This is a genomic window from Candidatus Rokuibacteriota bacterium, from assembly GCA_016209385.1.
Lineage (GTDB): Bacteria > Methylomirabilota > Methylomirabilia > Rokubacteriales > CSP1-6 > JACQWB01.
In genome coordinates, this window is record JACQWB010000241.1 from 1 (window position 1) to 18,976 (window position 18,976).

Consider the following 18,976-nt stretch of genomic DNA (forward strand, 5'->3'; position numbering starts at 1 on the left):
AAGCTCGAGTTCTTCATGGACGACATCCCGGACGTCTACAAGAAGCTGATGCTCCGGCACCAGGGGAAGGTCGTCAGCATGCCCTACGACGGCGACATCCACATCATGTTCTGGAACAAGGTCGCCATCGCGCGGCCCGAGAACAAGGCGAAGTTCAAGGCGAAGTACGGCTACGACCTCCAGCCCCCCAAGACCTTCAAGCAGTGGGACGACCTGGCGGAGTTCTTCCACGGCTGGGGCTGGGACGGCACCGACCGGAAGCTCTTCGGAGCGGGCGCGTCGTACAAGCCGAGCAGCAGCGGCTACTCCTACCACTGGTGGCGGGCGCGGTTCTTCGCCTACGGCGGGATGTACTTCGACGCGAACATGAAGCCGCTCATCAACTCCGCCGCCGCCCTCCGGGCGCTGGAGGAGATGGTGAAGACGATGCCGTACTACCCGCCGGGCGTGCTCCTCTTCGAGTCTGAAGAGCCGAAGACCATGCTCATCAAGGGCGAGGTCCCGCTGCTCTACTCGTGGACGAGCACGGGCAAGCGCGTCGGAAATCCGGCCGAATCAGTCATCATCGGGAAGGCCGGGTTCGGGATCGTCCCCGGGGCCGAGATCGACGGCAAGATCATCCATCGGCCCGCACTCACCCCCGGCCGCGCCATGGCGGTCTCCATCTACTCCCAGAAGAAAGAGGCCACCATGAAGGTCCTCGAGTTCATCTCGCACCCCGACCAGAGCCTGAAGATCGTGATGGATCCGAAGACGATCATGGATCCCTGGCGCATCTCGCATCTCAAGTCTCCGATCTTCCGCAAAGCCTTCCCGGGCGCTGACGAGTACCTGGACGCCATCGAGAAGAGTTTCCCCCACGTGGTGCCTGACCCGGTGATCCCCGGAGCCAACGAGTACCAGCGGAAGCTCTCCTTCGAGATTACCGAAGCCCTGGCCAAGCGCAAGTCGCCGAAGGAGGCTCTGGACACCGCCGCGAAGGAGTGGGAGAAGATCACCGAGCGGCGGGGTGCCGACAAGCAGAAGGCGTTCTGGGGTGAGAAGCTGTACGAGATGAAGCTGGTCGGGATCGAGCACCGGCCCGACTGGGCGGCGAAGGCGAAGTAGCGGAGCCGCTGGAACCCCAGCCCGCTGAGCAAGGGGCGGGACGCCTCCCGCCCCTTGCGGCTGTCAGGAAGAACCGGAGATGCAACAACGTGGCGAACCTCCACGTGATCATGGCCGTCAAGAACGGCGAGTTCTTCGAGGTGCTCCTGCCGGCGGCGGCGCAGAAGTACGGGCTGGTGAACGACATCGAGGTGGACGCGAGCGGGTTGGTCCACGCCCCGACCGGGCCCGGGCTGGGCGCCACGATCGACTTCGAGCTGATCCAGCGGCAGCAGACGGCCGTGCTACGGTAGACCGAGCCGCATGAAGATCCTTCGCGCCGCTACACTCATCGACGGCACCGGCGCGCCGCCGGTGCGGGACGCCGCCGTGCTGATCCGCGACGGACGGATCGAGGCGGTGACCACGGCCGGGACGACGGCGTGGTCGAAGGACGCCGAGGTCGTGGACGTCTCCGGCCTGACGCTGCTGCCGGGCCTGATCGACTGCCACGACCACCTAGCCTTCCACGGGTATGAGCTGGTGCGGCGTTGGGGCCTCGATGAGCCCCAGAGCACGCGGCATCTGCGGACCGCCCGCGTCGCGAGCCAGATCCTCGCGTCAGGCTATACAACCGTGCGGGACGCGGGGGGCCTGGACGCAGGCTTCCGCCTGGCGATCGAGGAGGGGCTGATTACGGGACCGCGGCTGGTCCTCTCGGTCGCGATCATCTCACCGACCGGCGGGATCGGCGACCGCATCAGCCCGTCGGGGCACACCTCTCCCTTCGCCCAGGACCCCAGCCTGCCTGGCAGCGTCGCCAACGGGGTCGAGAACGTGAAGGCCACGGTCCGCGCCATGGTCCGAGCCGGCGCTGACGTGATCAAGTGCGCCACGACCGGGGGCGCCAGCTCCCGGGCCGGCCACGGCCCTAAGGACCCCGCCTTCGACGCGGCTGAGATGCGCGCGCTCGTGGACGAAGCGCACGCCCTGGGCCGGCGCGTCATGTGCCACGCGGTCGGGGGCCCGGGCCTGCGCCTGGCCATCGAGGCCGGGGTCGACTCGATCGAGCACGGCTGCTACCTCGACGAAGACCCCGAGCTGATCCCGATGATGGCGGAGCGCGGCATCTTCCTGGTCCCGACGCTGACCGTCTACGAGTACCACCGCCAGTCCGCGCTCCCCCACGTGCGGGAGCGCTCCCACGCGCTGAAATCTCACCATCTCGAGAGCCTCCGGCGCGCGCGCGCGGCCGGCGTCAGGGTCGTGGCCGGCACCGACGCCGGAGGGCACGGCCACCCGAACCCCGCGCTGGAGCTCCAGCACCTCGTCGAGGCCGGCATGTCCCCCATGCAGGCCCTCCACGCCGGGGCGGGGCTCGCGGCGGAATGCCTCGGGCTCGAGCGGGAGATCGGGACCGTCGAGAAAGGGAAGTGGGCCGACCTCGTCGCGGTCGAGGGCGATCCGCTCCAGGACATCCGGATCCTCCAGGACCCGCGCCGGATCAGGCTCGTGCTGAAGGCCGGTGTCACCGTGGTCGAACGACGACCCGCTGACGCCCCGCGATAGGAGTCGGGCCATGACGATCTCGGTCGAGAAGCTCCAGCCCTTCGGCGCGAGGGTCCGCGGTGTCGATCTGGCGAACCCGCTCGACGACGAGCTGTTCGACCGGATCCGGGATGCCTTCAACGCGCACGCCGTCCTCGTGTTCCCGGGCCAGCCCCTCGATGACGAGCAGCAGATCGCCTTCTCGCTTCGGTTCGGGCCCCTCGAGACGAGCATCCGCAAGGACCGGAAGCGGCGGGTCACCCGCCCCGAGATCTCCGAGATTGCCAACGTGGACGAGCACGGCCGGATCGTCGACGCCGACGACGAGCGCGCGATCTACAACGCCGGGAACCAGCTCTGGCACTCCGACAGCTCGTTCAAGCGCGTGCCTGCCATGGCCTCGCTCCTCTCGGCGCGCGAGCTCCCGCCCGAGGGGGGCGAGACCGAGTTCGCCGACCTGCGCGCGGCCTGGGACGCGCTCCCCGAGGCGAAGCGCCGCGGCCTCGAGGGCCTCGTTGCCGAGCACAATTTCGTCTACTCGCGCTCGCTGATCGGCTACGACCAGTTCACCGATGCCGAGCGCGCGGCGGTGCCGCCCGTTCAGCAGGCGCTGGTCCGGACCCACCCGGTCACGGGGCGCAAGGCGCTCTTCCTGGGCTCGCACGCCTCCCACATCATCGGCTGGCCTGTCGAGGAAGGCCCGACGCTGTTGCGCGAGCTGCTCGAGTTCGCGACCCAACCCCGGTTCGTCTACCGGCACACGTGGCGTGTGCTGGACCTGGTGATGTGGGACAACCGCTGCGTCCTCCACCGGGGCCGGCCCTGGGACCAGACCCGGCATCGTCGCGTCATGCACCGGACCACGGTCGCCGGGGATGGCCCGACCGCTGCCGACGGTAGACCCCTGTGACCACGTCGCCACCCCCCTCGGCCCCTGCCCTCGAGGGCTTGCGCGTCCTGGACCTCTCCTCGCACCTCTCGGGCCCCTACTGCTCGATGATCCTGGGCGACCTCGGCGCCGATGTCATCAAGGTCGAGCACCCGGAGGGCGGCGACAGCGCGCGGGGCATGCCGCCCTTCGTCAACGGCCAGAGCGCACCCTTCATGACCTTTAACCGGAACAAGCGGAGCCTGACGCTCGATCTCAAGCAGCCGGCGGGGCTCGAAATCTCCCGCAGGCTGGCGGCGCGGGCCGATGTCTTCCTCGAGAACTTCAAGCCGGGAACCGCCGAGCGTCTCGGCCTCGGCTACCGGGAGCTCGCAGCCTCAAACCCGCGGCTCATCTACTGCTCGATCTCGGGCTTCGGCCAGACCGGACCGTACCGGGATCGCGGCGGCTTCGACCTGATCGCCCAGGGGATGTCGGGGCTCATGTCCATCACCGGCGAGGAGGACGGTCCGCCGCTCCGGGTCCCGCTCCCGATCTCCGACCTCTGCGGCGGGATGTTCGGCGCGATCGGGATTCTAGCAGCTGTCGCGGCCCGCGAGCGCACGGGCCGGGGCCAGTGGGTGGACACCTCGCTCCTCGAGACCCCTATCGCGCTGTCGGTGTACGAGGCCGCTCAGTACTTCGCCACGGGGGAGGTGCCACCACGGCTCGGTCCGGGGCACCGGACGAGCGCGCCGTACCAGGCCTTCCGCACCAAGGACGGCTGGATCACCATCGGTGGAGCGGCCCAGCATTTCTGGCCCAGGCTCTGCGGCCTCCTCGGGCTGGAGGATCTGGCTCGGGACGCGCGCTTCGCCACGAACGCGGAGCGGGTCAAGCGGCGCAAGGAGCTGGCCGCGATCCTCCAGGAGCGGCTCGAGCGCGAGACCACGGCATCCTGGCTCGAGCGCCTGGAGGCGGAGGGGATTCCCGCGGGCCCGATCTATACCTACGATCAGGTCTTCGCCGACCCGCACGTCCGCGCGCGGGAGATGGTCGTGGAGGTGGAGCACGCGGCGGCCGGCGCGACCCGCATCCTGGGGATCCCGATCAAGCTCTCCGAGACTCGAGGGGCCATCCGGCGCCCGGCCCCGCTCCTCGCCGAGCACACGGCGGAGATCCTCGCCGAGCTCGGCTACACCCCGCAGGATCAGGAACGGCTCAAGGCCGCGCGCGTGATCTGAGCGCTCGTCCTGTTCGGCCCGCTCCCCGCGCTTTCGCGCCGGGGGCCCGGCTCCCTCCGATAGGCCAGAAGCCTGTTGGAATAAGCGCGTTCGAGCGCCGGCTCGGCCGGCGCAACCGATCCGGGGGGTGTTTGGGAAGGGGGGCGAAGCCCCCCTCCGAGTAACTCTTCGAGCGCGGGCTTCGCCCGCGCAACCGCTTCCTGGGGGTGGCCTCGGAGGGGGCCGTCGTGGCCCCCTCCGATTGCCCTAGCCGCCCAGGTAGAGGCGCTTGACCTCGGGGTCGTTCAGGAGCGCCTGGCCCGGTCCCTCGAAGCGATTCTGGCCCAGCTCGAGGACGTAGCCCCGGCCCGCGACGGAGAGGGCCTTGGCGGCGTTCTGTTCCACCACCAGGAGGGTGTAGCCCGCTTCCTTCATCTCGATGAGCTTGTCGAAGATCAGCGTGACGAACTTCGGGGAGAGACCCAGCGAGGGCTCGTCGAGCAGGATCAGCTTGGGGGTGGTCATCATGGCCCGTCCGATCGAGACCATCTGCTGCTCGCCCCCGGACATCGTGCCCGCCTTCTGGTAGCGCCGGTCGGCCAGGACCGGAAAGAGCGCGTAGACCCCCTCCAGCGCTTCACGGACCCGCGCGGGATTGCTTTCGATGTACGCCCCCATCTCGAGGTTCTCGAGCACCGTCATCCGCGGGAAGACGATCCGGCCCTGGGGGACGTAGGCCAGGCCGAGACGGATCACCTCGTGCGGTCGGAGCCCGGTTATCTCCTTCCCGTCGAAGACGACCCGACCGGCCTTCGGCCGGAGGAGGCCGACGATCGTCTTGAAGGCCGTGGACTTCCCGGCCCCGTTCGGGCCGATGACGGCCACCATCTCGCCGCGCCGCACCTCCAGGTTCACGCCGTGGAGGATCTCCAGCTTCCCGTAGCCGGCGTGGATCTCCTCGACCGTCAGGAGGAAGCCGTCACCGGCCAAAGTACGCCTCGATCACGCGCTCGTCCTTCTGGATCACCCCGGGCGGCCCCTCGGCGATCTTCTCTCCGTAGTCGAGGACGAAGACCGTCTCGCAGAGTCCCATCACGACCTTCATGTCGTGCTCGACGAGCAGGATGGTCTTCCCCTCGTCGCGGAGCCGGGTGATGGCCCGGAGCAGCTCGTTCAGGAGCGTGCGGTTCACCCCGGCGGCGGGCTCGTCCAGGAGGATCAGCTCGGGGTCCGGCATCAGGACGCGGATGAACTCCAGGAGCTTCTGCTGGCCGTAGGAGAGGTTCCCCGCGTACTCGTGCTGGAGGCGGTCCAGGGTGACGAAGCGGAGCAGCTCCTGGGCCCGGCGATACGCGGCTTCGTGGGCCTCGCGCGCCACGACCCGGAGGTTTTCGAGAGCGGTCAGCTCGGGGAACAGCCGGATGATCTGGAAGGTGCGCCCGATCCCGCGACGGGCCACCTGGTGGGGCTTGAGCCCGTCGATGCGCGCCCCGTGGTAGCGGATCTCCCCCGCATCGCGCGGCTCGACCCCGGTGACGCAGTTGAAGAGCGTGGTCTTCCCCGAGCCGTTGGGACCGATCAGGCCGTAGATCTTTCCCGGCCTGAGGGCCAGCGAGCAGCGGTTGACGGCGGTGACGCCGCCGAAGCGCTTGGTGAGGTCCCGAACCTCGAGGATGTACCCGTCACGCACTACAGGAAACCTTGCGCATTTAGATTGTCCGCGGCAGGCGGTAGCGTTCCTGAAGCACTCCCAGGATCCCCCTGGGCATCAAGAGCACCACGCCGACAATCAGGGCCCCAAAAATGGCCTGGTGGACGAAGAGGAAGCGAGCCCACACAAGCTCCTGGAACACCGACAGGAGCACAGCGCCGAGGACCGGCCCCAGCACCGTCCCTTGCCCGCCGAACAGGCACATGATGATCATCGTGATCGTCGTGAGGAGGGGGAAGACGCTCAGCGGCTCGATGTGGCTCGCGTACCAGGCATAGAACCCCCCCACGATCCCCGGGAAGGCGGCGGAGAGGAGGAAGGCGTAGAGCTTCAGGAGGGCGGTGTTGATCCCCATGACCTCAGCGGCGATTTCATCCTCGCGGATAGAGAGCAAGCGAAGGCCGAACTGAGAAGTGATGATCCGATAGGTGAGGAGCGTGACGGCCACGGCGACCCCCCCCATCGCGTAGTAGACGGGCACGATTGAAAGGATGGGCGGGAGGGAGACCCCGGAACCGCCTCCGGTAAAGCCCTCGAAGTAGGAGACCAGGGCGCGCACCACCTCGTTGAGCCCCAGCATGGCGATGGCGAAGTAGGGGCCCTTCAGCCTCAGGCAGGGGTAGCCGATCACAAGGGCCAGGGCCACGGCCGGCAGACACCCGGCCAGGCCAGCGGGCAGCCAGTGCCACCCGGCTTTTGTGATGAGGAGGCCCCCGGTGTAGGCTCCGATCCCGAAAAAGGCCACGTGTCCGAAGGAGACGTAGCCGGTGAAGCCGGAGATGAGATTCCAGCTCCCCGCAAGGGCCATCCACATAAAGACCTGGATGGTGAAGCTGATGAGGTAGCCCGAGGCGAACAGCGGCAGGATCGCCAGGCCGCCGACGGCTGCCAGGAGGAGCCCCAGGACTCCGGTCATCATGTCCGGCCCCCGAGCAGCCCCGTGGGACGAACCAGCAGGATAATCACGAGGAGGATGTAGGCGATGACCTCGCTGAGCTGGGCGGTGAGGAAGAGAGAGGCCAGACCCTCCACCAGCCCGAGGAGCAGGCCGCCGAAAAAGGCCCCGGGGTAGTTCCCCGCCCCGCCCAGCACGATCACCAGGAATGACTTGAACACGTAGATCTGGCCCATCTCCGGATAGACTGCGAACATAACGGAAACCAGGCTCCCGCCGGCACCGGCCAGCCCCGCCCCGAGGCCGAAGGTGATCCAGTCGATCCGGCGCACGTTGATCCCGCACACCTGGGCCACATCCCGGTGCTCGGAGGTGGCCCGGATGGCTTTGCCGGTCTTGGTCCGGTTGAGGAAGAGAAAGGCCAGCCCGGTGAGCCCGAGGGCGACGGCAAAGCTGACGAGGCGGGGTTTGGAAACGGCAATCTGCCCCAGGATGAACGAGCCCGTCAGGAACTCAACCGAGCGATAATCGGCGCTCCAGGCCAGCATGGCGACGTTGGCGATGAAGATGGAGATCCCGAAGGTGAGGAGAAGCGAGGAGAGTTCGGGGGCGTAGACCACCCGATGGACGAAGAGCGTCTGGAGGATCGCTCCGATCACGAAAAGGATCGGAACGGAGAGGAGGAGCGAGAGAAACGGGTTCATCCCGAACCAAGCGAAGAGCCAGTAGGTCGTGTACGCCCCGAGCATGAGGAGGGCCCCGTGCGCCACGTTGATGACGCGCATGACGCCGAAGATGAGGGAGAGACCCAGGGCCACCAAGGCGTAGAGCCCGCCGGCCAGGAGACCGGACACAACCATCTGAAGGACCATCATCCCTGTGATCTGGACCGGCATCATTGTTTGCGAGGGATCGGAGAAGGGATGGGAGACACGAAAGGGGGTCTCCCGGCATCAGGAGACCCCCTTAAGGGCTATCGGAGACGCGCGGACATTAGCGGCGCAACCAGGGAGGGGTCGGGTAGAGCGGCTTCCCTTCCGCCACCTGGGAAGGCCAGACCGTCACCTTCTTCCCATCCTGCCACTGGTGGAGAACCATCTTGTGGGCGACCTGAAAGCCGCGCTCGTCCACCTGGTACTCACCAAACGCGGTCGTCATCTTGAGCTTCAAGAGCTGCTCGCGAATCTTGTCCGACTCCAGCGAGTTGGCCCGCTTGATGGCCTCAGCGTAAATCTGGCAGGCCCCGTAGGCGGCAGCCGAGTGGTAGACGGGCTCCCGGTTCCACATCTTCTCGTAGTTCGCCACGAACTCCTTGATGCGGGGATAGGGAAGACCCTTCTCCCACTGGCTGGACCCGTACACGTACTCCGCGGTCTTCCCCAGGAGCTGGTGGAACTCCGGGAGGTCGCCTCCCACCGTGACCCCGTACATCCTCGGATTGACGTCCAGCTCCTTCATCTGCCGGGTCGTGGCGACCGCGTCGTCGAAGTAGGACCCCGCCGCGATCACGTCCGGGTTCAGCGCCTTGATCTTGATGAGGAGGGCCGAGAAATCGGTCGTCCCTTTGGGGTAGGCCTCGTGGAAGACGACCTGCATCCCTTTCTTCTTCGCCAGCTCGATGGTGCCCTTCGCTGCCGCCTTGGAGAAGAGAGTATCTTCGTTGATCACGGCAATCGTCTTAAGGCCGCGCTCGACGGCTAGATCGACCAGCCCCTCCAGGTAGACTTCGGCAGGGGAGATGGTCATGAAGAGGTACTTGAAGCCGCGCTCCCAGATCGAGGTAGTGGCCGCGAGGGAGGCCATCATCACCTTCTTGTACTTCTCGCTCACCGTCGAGGCAGCATTCGTGACGGGGCTGGAGTAGGGCCCCATGACCAGCTCCACCTTGTCCTCGGTGATGAGCTTCTCGTAGAGCTTGATGGCCGTCGGGGGTTCGGACTTGTCGTCGTACACGACGAAGCGGACTTTGCGGCCCAAGAGGCCGCCCTTGTCATTGATCTCCTTCTCGCAGAGCAGATACCCCTCCTGGGTGTATTTCCCGGGCTTCGCGTAGGTCCCCGTCATGGAAATGGACGCCCCGACCCTGATTGGCTCCTGGGCCGCAGCTGCGGACATGAGACCAGCGAGCACAGCCACGGCAACAGCGCCCCCGCAGGGTTTTCTTCCAAATCCCATCATGACATGGCCTCCCTCGCACAGAGTGAGCTGCGGTGATTAGGAGAAGTGCGCACCACCGATAGCAGATTCTCCCTGCCCTGTCAAGGGCGTGAGCCCGAAGTCCTGTAAGGCGACGCCTGGAGCAGCGCTGCCTCAGTCTTCAATCACGGCGAAGACACGCGCCGGCGCGCCCGATTCGTCCAGGATCTTCAGGGGGATGGCGTAGAGGGTGTGGCGGCGATCCGGGATCTGCACCAGGTCGATACAATTTTCCACGATGGGAATGCCCCGCCCGAGCAGGATTCGATGCACCGGCATGGCCTGTTCGGCCACCGGGACCGGCTCAGGGGCGTCCGTAGCGCAATCCAGGACGACAGCCTTCACCCCTGCGTCAGCCAACCATGCGGCTGCCTCCGGGCTCAGCGTCGGGCTGTCCTGGAAGTAGCGGAGCGCGTCGGAGAAGACGCGGTTCGACCAGCCTGTCGCGACCAGCGCGACCTTCCCGCTGAGCCCGCTGCCGTTTCCGCCCAGCGAGCCCCGAAGGTCCGCCACGCTGAGGCGGTGATGCGGCCGGGCGATCGGCTCCACGCGGAAGAGGACGCCCTCGCCGATGAGCCGGTCGAGCGGGATCCGATCGATCGGCGTTCCTCCCGCGACGAAGTGGTAGGGGGCGTCGATGTGCGTGGCGGTATGGATCGCCATGTAGAGGTCAGCGTTCGAGCGCCGGTGGATCTCATGGACATGGAACGGGGCGATGTGGACCTTCCGGAACATGGGGTGGCCGACCCCGGGCGCAAGGGGAATCGTCAGGTCGATGAGGCGCGGCACAGCGTGCCTCCTCCGGCGTCCTCCTCAGCGAATCAACAGCCCTCAGGGCACACTCATCCCGGCGTGGGGCGCGAGGTACTGGTTGAAGATCAGCTTGGCATCGGGCCCGGCGCGCTTCACCCAGCCGGGGAGAACGTGCTTCGCCAGCGTCTCCCGGACCGCCGCGGCCATAGCTGGAGTCATCGGCACCCACTCCATCCCCTTCTCGACGTTCTTGTCTATGCCCTCCTTGGTGTTCTTCCGCCCCAGGTCCCACGCTTTCTCGCTGAACTCCTCCCCGAGCTTCCTCAGGATCGCCTGAACCTCGGGCGTGAGCCTGTCCCAGCTCCGCTTGCTCACCACCAGGACGCCGCTGTTCGGGCCGTGATTAACATCCACCATGTACTTGGTTACCTCGTACCACTTCAACGCGTAACCGGGATAGGTCCCGGTGAAGGCCGCGTCCACGGTTCCGCGCTCCAGCGCAGTGTAGACCTCGGCGAATGTGATGGGGACCCCCTCCGCCCCGAGCGCCCGCGCGAACTCCGTCTGGCCGGCGCCGTACACGCGAATCTTCAACCCTCTGAGGTCAGCCGGGCTCCGGATCGGCTTCCGGCTGAAGATGACCTGGTGCGGCCAGATGTAGCCCCCCAGCACGACTCCCCCGAGCTTGTCCTCGTACCTCTTCACGGCCTGCAGGAAGGAGATGTGAGCCTTGATGGAGGTCTCGAGGCTCGGATACAGCCCCGGGAGGTCCACCGCTTCGACCACGGGCACCTCTCCGGCCACGTAGGCGAGGATGATGTCGGCGATGTCCACCAGGCCCGCCTTGGTGACCCGCACCAGCTCGAAGCCGGTGAGGCCCAGCTCAGGCAGGCTCACGACGTCGACCTTGATCTGCCCCTTCGTGCGCCTGTCCAGTTCGTCCGCCAGCCACGTCCAGAGTGCGAACTGTGGCAAGGGGCGACTGGTGGCCACGGTTTTCCAGCGGACCGTCGTCTGGGCCGGCGCGATGTCAGAGATAGCGAAGATCGCGACCAGGGCCCCCAGCACGGAGGCAAGCAGCTTCACTCGCATGTTCCGTTCCTCCCTCGTTGAATTCCCAAGATGCCGTGCGACGCAATCAGGTTACAAATTCCACGCAAGCGGGCGGGACCTCGCTCTTGCACGACAACGGCCCCAACAGGGCCAATGGTCTGAAGATGCCGGTAATGTACTATATGTCCTGGAACCAGACAATGGGCCTCTAACACGTGAGCGAGCCTGCCCCTGGCGTGCGCCACCGAGCGTTTGTGGAATGTTCGCTGGGACAAGGGGAGTAACCAGATGCCGACGGCCTTCGTAAGCGGGCTCTCGATCCATTACCTGCTGGCCGGTGGCGGTCCCACGCGCCTCTGCCTCGTGCATGGTGCGGGCGGCGCCGCCGGGCTCTGGATTCGCCAGCTTGAGGAGCTGACCGACATCGCGCAGATGGTCGCGCTGGACCTGCCCGGGCACGGCCAGTCCGGCGGTCCGGGCTGCGACAGAATCGCCGACTACGTCAGGGCCGTGCGGGAGCTCCTGGACGCCCTCGGGCATTCGAAAGTCGTGCTGTGCGGCCACTCGATGGGCGGGGCGGTGGCGCAAGCGTTCGCGCTGGCGCATCCGAACTACCTGGCCGGGCTTGTCCTGGTCGGCACCGGGGCACGCCTGCGTGTTCTGCCCAAGATCTTCGAGCTCCTGGCTCGAGACTACCCCGAGGGGGTGCGCTTTGTCAGCCGGCTCGCTGTGAGCCTGGGCGCCCCGGGCCACCTGCTGGAGTCGCTGATCCGGCAGACGCTCAGCACGTCCCAGGCGGTGGTAATCGGGGACTTCCGAGCCTGCGACGCATTCGACGTGATGGCGCGGCTCGGGGAGATTCGCACACCGACGCTGGTGATCTGCGGGACCGATGACCAGCTCACCCCCCCGAAGTACGCGCAGTTCCTCCGGGATCACATCGCTGGCGCGCGCCTGGTGCTCATCTCGGGAGCCGGCCACTACGTCCAGCTCGAGCGGCCCGACGAGACCACCGCGGCGCTGAGGGAGTTCCTCGCGTACTTGACCCCTCCTCAGATCCGACACTAAGATCGCGTCAGCAGCTCGTCTGACCCCATGCGGTTCTGGCTGGAGCAGGCGGAGGCGGAGCTTGGGGAGCTCGGCTAGCCTCTGAGGGTCATGAATGCCGGTCGCGTCGTTCTGCGCGCCGAGGGAGAGCGAAGGGAACGCGACGCTCCTCGTCCTGGTCGATAGCTCGCAGAGCGAGTACGCTCACGTGGGCGAGACCGTCCTGGCGGCCCTGGCTCACTTCGGGATGCCCTACCGGCTCCACGACCTCGCCCGAGGACCACTCGCCGCGCGCGACCTCGCCCGCCACGCCGCCGCCGTCATCGCGCAGGAACACCTGGGCCCTCGACTCAAGCCGTCAGACCTGAAAGCGCTCCTGAACGCGCTCGAAGGGGGCCTTGGCCTGGTCAACTTCGACCACGACCTGGGGGCATACTCTGACTCTCTCTCGGATGCGCTCGGCCTCGCCGGGTCGCATGCGGGCGGGCGGGTCGGCGTGGACGGCGCTGACGCCCTCGTGGTCTCGCAGAACAGCCACTTCATCTCCTACACCCAGGACGCCGGCGCCACCCACCGGTTCAGGATGCCGGTGCCGATAGCGCTGACCCGCCTCAAAGGACCGGGGGCTTCTATCCTCGCGGAAACGGCGGCAGGCGCTCCCGCGGTGATCGCGACACGCATCGGCCAGGGCCGCGCGGTCCAATGGCTCGTCTCGCCCAGGCTCTGGCTCCTCCAGTACTTCGGCCACGCCCACGGTCTGGACGACCTCTTCTGGAAGTCCATCGTCTGGGGCGCGCGGAAACCGTTCGTGATGAAGGCGATGCCGCCGTTCGTCAGACTCCGCTTCGACGACTGTAACGGCCTCTGGCGCACGGCCCAGGATTTTCGCTTCGTGGACGTGCTCAACGAGTTCGGGCACACGCCCTCCCTTTGTCTCTGCATGCGGGCGGTCACGGGCGACGGCGCGCGCAGGATCTCCGAGCTCCATGCCAGCGGTCGGGCCCAGTTCGCCCCCCACACCCTGGCACCCGGCACGAGCATCTTCTATGGCGACGAGCGCGGGCCGTACCCGGAGCCGGAGCTGCGCGCCATCATGAAGGAGGTGGATGAGCTCTTCGCCCGGTGGGGGGTCCGGCCGTCCAGGATCCTCAGCGACCACGACCACGAATACAGCTCGCCGGTGGTGCCCCTCCTCAAGGAGCGCGGGATCTGCTTCAAGATGAACATCACGCTGCCGGACGAGCGCTGGACCGACATCCACGTGGACTGGCGGCCCGCGCCCTACGGCTCGATGAGCTACGCGCTCGACTACCTTCCCGACACGCGCGACCTCTTCGTGGTCTTCAACCACTACCCCAGCTTCGACTACGCTCGGGGGTATCTTCCCAACGGCCGCTTTCTCTACAACCGTGCCGGCGGCTTCGGGCCCTACATGTGGGATTTCCTGAACGGTTTGACGACCTATCGAGGCGACCGGGGCAGAAACGACATCGAAGCGGCAGCCCAGCGCCTCGCCGCCCACACCCGCCTCGGGCTGGACAGCCTGTTCTTCGGCGGGTCCATCACCCACTCCCACTTCACCGAGCAGTTCTCCGAGGCCGAATGGCGCGCGCTCCTAAGCCGTTACGAGGAGCTGACCGCCCGGCATGATAAGCGAAACGTCCCCTACGAGCTGATCGCCGAGTACGCGCGCGGCAAGTTCGACACTCATCTCGCCGGCGCCGGGTGGGACGCCCGGGCCGGGGCTTTCCACTGCGCGCTCACGGGAGCGACGCGTGTTCCCCTCGAGCTCTATGTCTTCCGCGATGTCGATGACGCCGTGGAACACCGCTTCGAGACGGTCCCGGAATTCAATGGCCGGGTCGATGTGAGCTTCGCCGGCAGCTAATCAAAAGGTCAGGAGAACGGAGCGACGATGAAAGCCGCAATCTACTTCGAATACGGCGGACCGGACGTGCTCCGGTACGCGGAGGTTCCGGGACCCCAGCTCGGTCCCGGCGACGCTGTCGTCCGCATCCACGCGGTGTCCCTCAACGCCTTCGACCTGATGGCCCGCTCGGGGCGCTACAAGCCCAACCCCGGCTTTCCTCACATCCTGGGGTCAGACTTTAGCGGCGAAGTCGCGGAGATCGACCCGGAGGCGGGCGCGCCTGTGCGCGTGGGCCAGCGCGTGACCGCCTGGTGGGTGGTTCCGTGCGGGCGCTGCGAGCAGTGCCTCAGCGGGCACCCGAACCGCTGCGCCCTCGACTACAAGTACCTCGGCGCCCATCTGCCGGGGGCCTACGCCGAGTACGTCAAGCTCCCGGCCATCAACCTCATCCCGATTCCCGACAGCATGAGCTGGGAGGAGGCCGCCGCCTTCCCCACCGCGTTCGGCACGGCCTGGCACATGCTGGTGACCAACGCCAACCTCCGTCCGGGCGAAACCGTCCTGATCCACGCTGCCGGCTCCGGGGTCAGCACCGCGGCCGTCCAGATCGCCAAGCTCGTCGGCGCCTACGTGTTTGTGACGGCAAGCGCCGACTGGAAGCTCGAGCGCGCCAGAGCGCTCGGCGCGGACGAGGGCATCAACTACGCGACCCAGGACTTCCAGCAGGAGATCATGCGCCGCACCGACAAGCGCGGCGTTGACGTCGTCCTCGAGCATGTGGGCGGCGACGTCTGGGACAGATCGATCCGGAGCCTCACCCGCGGCGGCCGCCTCGTGACCACGGGCGGCACGGCCGGGTACGAGGTCTCGATGAACGTGGCCTACGTCTTCCACAAGGAGCTCAAGCTGATCGGCGCCAACAGCACGACGAAGGGCGAGCTGGAAGCGATGCTGCCGCTGCTCGAGGCGGGCCGGCTCAAGCCCGTCGTCGATCGCGTCTTTCCGCTAGAGGACGCGAGCGAGGCGCACCGCTACATGGAGAGCCGCAAGCACTTCGGCAAGGTCGTTCTGCGGGTTTCGCACTGACGCGCGACGGCGCGGGACTTCCCTCTGCTAGCCCGCCTCCCTGGTCAGCAGGAAGACCACGAGCGTCACGACCGCCAGGGTGAGGAGAAGCGCCAGGAAGACGGGGAAGTTGTGGTGGTGGAAGCGCGCGGCACCGAGCGCGTAGAGGACCAGGCCGCTCGCGAGCAGGCTAATCCAGCGAAGGAGTGGCCGCACGCGCCACCTCCCGCCTTCCCCGGAGCGTTTGAAGGACCAAGGCAAGGGCGAGCAGCCCCGCCCCTGCCAGGTCGGTGTAGAGGCCCGGGGTGACCAAAGGAAGCGAAGCCGCCAGCAGGAGGCCGCGCTCCACAAGCGTCGCCTTCGAGAGGAGCCAGCCCTGGAGCCCCGCGGCCAGGCAGAAGATCCCCACACCGGCCGTCAGGGTGGCCACGCCCACCTCGGGGAGCGAGCCGATCATGAGGAGCGGCGGAGCGTAGACGAACATGAAGGGGACGATATAGAGCACGGCCCCGAGGCGCATCGCCTGGATCGCCGTCGCCATGGGCGGGGAGCCGGCGATACCGGCGGCGGCAAACGGGGACAGGCAGGTCGGCGGGGTCAGGTCAGAGGTCACTCCCATGTAGAAGATGAAGACGCAGCCGATGATGAGCGGCTGTGAAGAGAGCGTAGCCGAATGTTCGCGCGGAAGGCAGACCGGCTTGACGAGGTGCGGGACTCGGGCGCAGAATGCTCTCGCCTGCTCGTGTCCCGACTCTCGTGGGAGGCATTCATGCTGGTCAGCCGACGCCCCTTCGCCTTCGACGATACTGCCCGGCTCATGGCGGGCTTCGCCGCCCTGACGACGGCTCGCCGCCGGCTCGCGACCTGATGTCCGCGGGAACTCCGAGAGTCGCGGTGATCGGGGCCGGCGCCGTTGGGGGCCCTGTCGCGGCGTTCATCACCAAAGCCGGGCTCCCGGTGCAGGCGGCTGTGAAGCGTCCCGAGATTCGACGCGCCATCGAGGAGAGGGGCCTCGTCGTGCACGGAGCCCGGGGGCGCTACGTGGGGAGGCTCCGAGCCGTGGAGGCCATCGAGGACCTCGAGGGTCCCGTGGACGTCGCCTTCCTAGCGGTGAAGACATTCGACACCCTCGACGCCGCCAGGCGGCTGAAGGGCAAACTCTCCGAGGGCGGCTTTGTGGTCACGCTTCAGAACGGGATCACGGTGGACGAGGCCTCGTCGGTACTCGGCGCCGACAGGGTCTTGGGGTGCGTCGTGGAGTGGGGATCCACGATGGTCGGGCCGGGGCACATCGAGGTGACAAGCAGTGGCCGCTTCATGCTCGGCGGGCTCGACGGCACCCTGACGCCCCGCCTCCAGCTCGTCAAACGCTTACTCGCGCATACTTACTCCGCGGAGCTGGTCGAGGATATCCGGGGCGCGCTTTACTCCAAGCTCATCGTGAACTCGTGCATTACCACCACGGGCGCCGTGACGGGGCTCACACTCGGCGACATGCTGGCGGACAAGCGGGCTCGGCAGGTCTTCCTCGCCGTCGCCACGGAGGGCGTGCGGGTTGCCCGCGCAGCGAGGATGCGGCTCTATGCGGTGGCCACGGGAGGCTACGGCCTGAGAGATTGAGTCTCGACACGGGCTCTGGAATGGCCTCCGGGTTGAGCCTGTGGACGAAGCACGCGTTGCTGCGGCTCGTGGGGCTCAGGTATCGGCGCCTCAAGTCCTCGATGCTTCAGAGCCTCGCGCGGGGCGGGAAGACCGAGGTGGACGCGATCAACGGCGTGATCGTGTCCTGGGGGAAGAAGCATGGAGTGGCGACCCCCGTGAACGAAGCTCTCGTGCGCTTGGTCCACGAAATAGAAGCCGGTTCCCGCAAGAGTTCGCCGTCGAACCTTGACGAGGTTCCCCTCGACCCGACGATGGGCCCCCCGAAGAGCGGGTGACCTCTCGCCATCATCTGATCGCACCTCTTTGAGCGAGCCCCAGACATCATCGGGGGGGCTCCTCCGAGAGGGGCACCCCGAACTCCATGGCGAGCTGCTCGGTTCGCTCAACGTACCTGGGCACGCGCAAGGCCGTGAACAGGTCGTGAGCCTCCTTCAGGTGGGTCCTGGCCGCTTCACGGTTTCCACGGGCATGGGTGAGGGCGGCCAGGTCCAGGTGGGTGCGTCCCACGAAGTATCGGGCATTGATCGAGGTAAAGGTTCCGAGAGCATCTTTGAAATGCCTCTCTGCTTCTGAGAACTTGCCTCTCGCCTGGGCAATCAAGCCGAGGGCCCACTGGGCAAGTCCGACCGCCTGCGAATACTTCGTGCCCCAACCGAGTTCTAAGCCCCGCATCGCAAGGTTGAGCGCTTTTTCTTGCTGGCCGTTCAAAAGATAGGCGCGGCTCAGAAATGCTGTGAACATGGCCTGGTCTTGACGGAGCCGAAACAGGCTCCACTGCTGCACCGACTGCTCGAGCAAGGCGATCGCCTGGGCGAGATCTCCCTTCTCCATATAGGCGATCCCCAAATGAGCCAAGGCATCGGTAGTGTTGTGAGGGTCGGGCGCGAGCTTGACGGCTCGCTGACACGTCTCGATCCCCGCCTCCCATTCCCCTCTCATCACATAGACATCCCCCATCACCCAAGCGGCGGGGGTCTGAATACGCGGGTCCCCGAGGGCCTCTCCGATGGCGTAGGCCTGGGCTGCAGCCTCCAGAGTCGGTTCAAGGTCTCCCAGAAACCCATAATTCATTGCTACGACGAAGTAGGCCATGCCCAGCCATGACCGTTCCTCTGTCCGTTCCAGCAGAGAGACGGCCTTTCGGCCATGTTCCACACCCGGCTCCAACTGCCCAGATCTGTAATCTTCCAACGCGAGCACATAGTAGGCTTTCCCCATCGTCGCCTCGTCATTGCATTGCATGGCCTCCTCAATAGCTCTATTGGCGCTCTGGGCCGTCCCCTCGTGATCGGCTAGGAACGTATAAGTGCGAGCCAACAGTAGATAGTAGCGGCCAGTTATCAAGGGGTTCTGGAGTTGCTCGACGCGGTCCCGTTGGCGAAGGAGGAGATCGAGGGCGTCTTGGAAGCGGCCTAGGGCTGAGAGGGAGCGGGCAAGACGAGGCACGATGTCCATGAGCCGAGCCTCCCACTCCTCGGCCGACAAGCGCTCCACATGACCCAAGGCCTCGTGAAGGGCTTTGACAGCTTCGGCATGGGCAAACTTCCGCGTCGCCTGTCTGGCGAACTGAACCAAATACTCGACCGCTTTCGCAGAATCCTCGGTCTTCGAGTAGTGGTACGCCAGGCGATCGTAGACTTGCTCGAGGCGATCCGCATGGAGCCCCTCGAGGGCCTGACCGGCCGCCGCGTGGAGGGCCTGGCGGCGAGAGGTCAGGAGACTCTCGTAAGCCACCTCCTGCGTCAGGGCGTGCTTGAAGAGATATACCGGTTCCGTGGCCCAGGTCTGTTCATAGAGGAACTCGATCCGCTTGAGCTCTGAGAGATGGGTCTCTACGCTTCCGGACCCCTCCCACGTGGCGTTCAAGAGCCTGAGGGACACTTCCCGGCCGAGAACGGACGCGGCCTGCAAGACCCGCTTGGTCTCTTCGGGCAGCCGGTCAATGCGCGCCGTGATGACGCCGTGGATGGTATCCGGGACCGTCGGGCCGTGTGGGAGA

Annotated in this window: 20 protein-coding genes; 10 read left to right on the top strand and 10 right to left on the bottom strand. The window is 66.5% G+C overall.

Annotated features, from left to right (window positions below; translation table 11 throughout):
- The 5 genes from HY726_17980 to HY726_18000 all read left to right on the top strand — a co-directional run.
- Positions 1-1,107, top strand: a 1,107-nt coding sequence (locus HY726_17980) for a hypothetical protein (GenBank protein ID MBI4610884.1), incomplete at its 5' end; no start/stop codon positions are given.
- 110 nt (positions 1,108-1,217) lie between these two features.
- Positions 1,218-1,400 carry a hypothetical protein gene (locus HY726_17985; protein MBI4610885.1) on the top strand — a complete coding sequence of 61 codons (183 nt, stop codon included), beginning with the start codon at positions 1,218-1,220 and terminating at the stop codon, positions 1,398-1,400.
- A gap of 10 nt (positions 1,401-1,410) precedes the next feature.
- Positions 1,411-2,655: an amidohydrolase family protein gene (locus HY726_17990; GenBank protein MBI4610886.1), complete on the top strand. Its 1,245-nt coding sequence runs from the start codon at positions 1,411-1,413 to the stop codon at positions 2,653-2,655.
- A gap of 10 nt (positions 2,656-2,665) precedes the next feature.
- Positions 2,666-3,544: a TauD/TfdA family dioxygenase gene (locus HY726_17995; GenBank protein MBI4610887.1), complete on the top strand. Its 879-nt coding sequence runs from the start codon at positions 2,666-2,668 to the stop codon at positions 3,542-3,544.
- The gene (locus HY726_18000) at positions 3,541-4,746 is read left to right on the top strand and encodes a CoA transferase (protein MBI4610888.1); all 1,206 of its coding nucleotides are present in this window, start codon (positions 3,541-3,543) and stop codon (positions 4,744-4,746) included. The genes HY726_17995 and HY726_18000 overlap by 4 nt, the downstream gene beginning before the upstream one ends.
- 246 nt (positions 4,747-4,992) lie before the next feature.
- On the opposite strand, the gene HY726_18005 is transcribed toward HY726_18000, so the two are convergent.
- The 7 genes from HY726_18005 to HY726_18035 form a co-directional block, all read right to left on the bottom strand.
- On the bottom strand, positions 4,993-5,613 hold the full coding sequence (locus HY726_18005) for an ABC transporter ATP-binding protein (protein MBI4610889.1): 621 nt from the start codon (positions 5,611-5,613) through the stop codon (positions 4,993-4,995).
- A 91-nt stretch (positions 5,614-5,704) separates the two neighbouring features.
- Entirely contained in the window at positions 5,705-6,415 is a 711-nt protein-coding gene (locus HY726_18010) for an ABC transporter ATP-binding protein (GenBank protein MBI4610890.1), read from the bottom strand.
- A gap of 19 nt (positions 6,416-6,434) precedes the next feature.
- Entirely contained in the window at positions 6,435-7,355 is a 921-nt protein-coding gene (locus HY726_18015) for a branched-chain amino acid ABC transporter permease (GenBank protein MBI4610891.1), read from the bottom strand.
- The gene (locus HY726_18020; GenBank protein MBI4610892.1) at positions 7,352-8,230 is read right to left on the bottom strand and encodes a branched-chain amino acid ABC transporter permease; all 879 of its coding nucleotides are present in this window, start codon (positions 8,228-8,230) and stop codon (positions 7,352-7,354) included. Before HY726_18020 ends, HY726_18015 begins: the two co-directional genes overlap by 4 nt.
- 94 nt (positions 8,231-8,324) lie before the next feature.
- A complete protein-coding gene (locus tag HY726_18025; GenBank protein MBI4610893.1) occupies positions 8,325-9,395 on the bottom strand; it encodes an amino acid ABC transporter substrate-binding protein in 1,071 nt (356 codons plus the stop codon).
- A gap of 246 nt (positions 9,396-9,641) precedes the next feature.
- Complete coding sequence (locus HY726_18030) at positions 9,642-10,316, bottom strand: cyclase family protein (GenBank protein MBI4610894.1); 675 nt, start codon at positions 10,314-10,316, stop codon at positions 9,642-9,644.
- A 42-nt stretch (positions 10,317-10,358) separates the two neighbouring features.
- Positions 10,359-11,372 carry a TRAP transporter substrate-binding protein gene (locus HY726_18035; protein ID MBI4610895.1) on the bottom strand — a complete coding sequence of 338 codons (1,014 nt, stop codon included), beginning with the start codon at positions 11,370-11,372 and terminating at the stop codon, positions 10,359-10,361.
- A gap of 249 nt (positions 11,373-11,621) precedes the next feature.
- Here HY726_18035 and HY726_18040 point away from each other — a divergent pair, with 249 nt between their 5' ends.
- The 3 genes from HY726_18040 to HY726_18050 all read left to right on the top strand — a co-directional run bounded on the left by HY726_18040 (position 11,622) and on the right by HY726_18050 (position 15,336).
- Complete coding sequence (locus tag HY726_18040) at positions 11,622-12,401, top strand: alpha/beta hydrolase (protein MBI4610896.1); 780 nt, start codon at positions 11,622-11,624, stop codon at positions 12,399-12,401.
- Positions 12,402-12,495: 94 nt separating this feature from the next.
- Positions 12,496-14,268, top strand: coding sequence for a hypothetical protein (locus HY726_18045; GenBank protein ID MBI4610897.1), 1,773 nt, complete (start codon positions 12,496-12,498; stop codon positions 14,266-14,268).
- A 27-nt stretch (positions 14,269-14,295) separates the two neighbouring features.
- A complete protein-coding gene (locus HY726_18050) occupies positions 14,296-15,336 on the top strand; it encodes a zinc-binding dehydrogenase (GenBank protein MBI4610898.1) in 1,041 nt (346 codons plus the stop codon).
- A gap of 27 nt (positions 15,337-15,363) precedes the next feature.
- Here HY726_18050 and HY726_18055 read toward each other — a convergent pair whose 3' ends face one another.
- The gene (locus HY726_18055) at positions 15,364-15,531 is read right to left on the bottom strand and encodes a hypothetical protein (protein ID MBI4610899.1); all 168 of its coding nucleotides are present in this window, start codon (positions 15,529-15,531) and stop codon (positions 15,364-15,366) included.
- Complete coding sequence (locus HY726_18060; GenBank protein MBI4610900.1) at positions 15,506-15,934, bottom strand: TRAP transporter large permease subunit; 429 nt, start codon at positions 15,932-15,934, stop codon at positions 15,506-15,508. The genes HY726_18055 and HY726_18060 overlap by 26 nt, the downstream gene beginning before the upstream one ends.
- 275 nt (positions 15,935-16,209) lie before the next feature.
- Between HY726_18060 and HY726_18065 the strand changes: the two genes are divergently transcribed.
- Complete coding sequence (locus tag HY726_18065; protein MBI4610901.1) at positions 16,210-16,935, top strand: hypothetical protein; 726 nt, start codon at positions 16,210-16,212, stop codon at positions 16,933-16,935.
- Positions 16,936-16,955: 20 nt separating this feature from the next.
- Positions 16,956-17,252 (top strand): hypothetical protein, encoded by a 297-nt coding sequence (locus HY726_18070; GenBank protein ID MBI4610902.1) that lies wholly within the window; start codon positions 16,956-16,958, stop codon positions 17,250-17,252.
- A 46-nt stretch (positions 17,253-17,298) separates the two neighbouring features.
- On the opposite strand, the gene HY726_18075 is transcribed toward HY726_18070, so the two are convergent.
- A partial coding sequence (locus tag HY726_18075) for a tetratricopeptide repeat protein (protein ID MBI4610903.1) occupies positions 17,299-18,976 on the bottom strand: 1,678 nt, incomplete at its 5' end.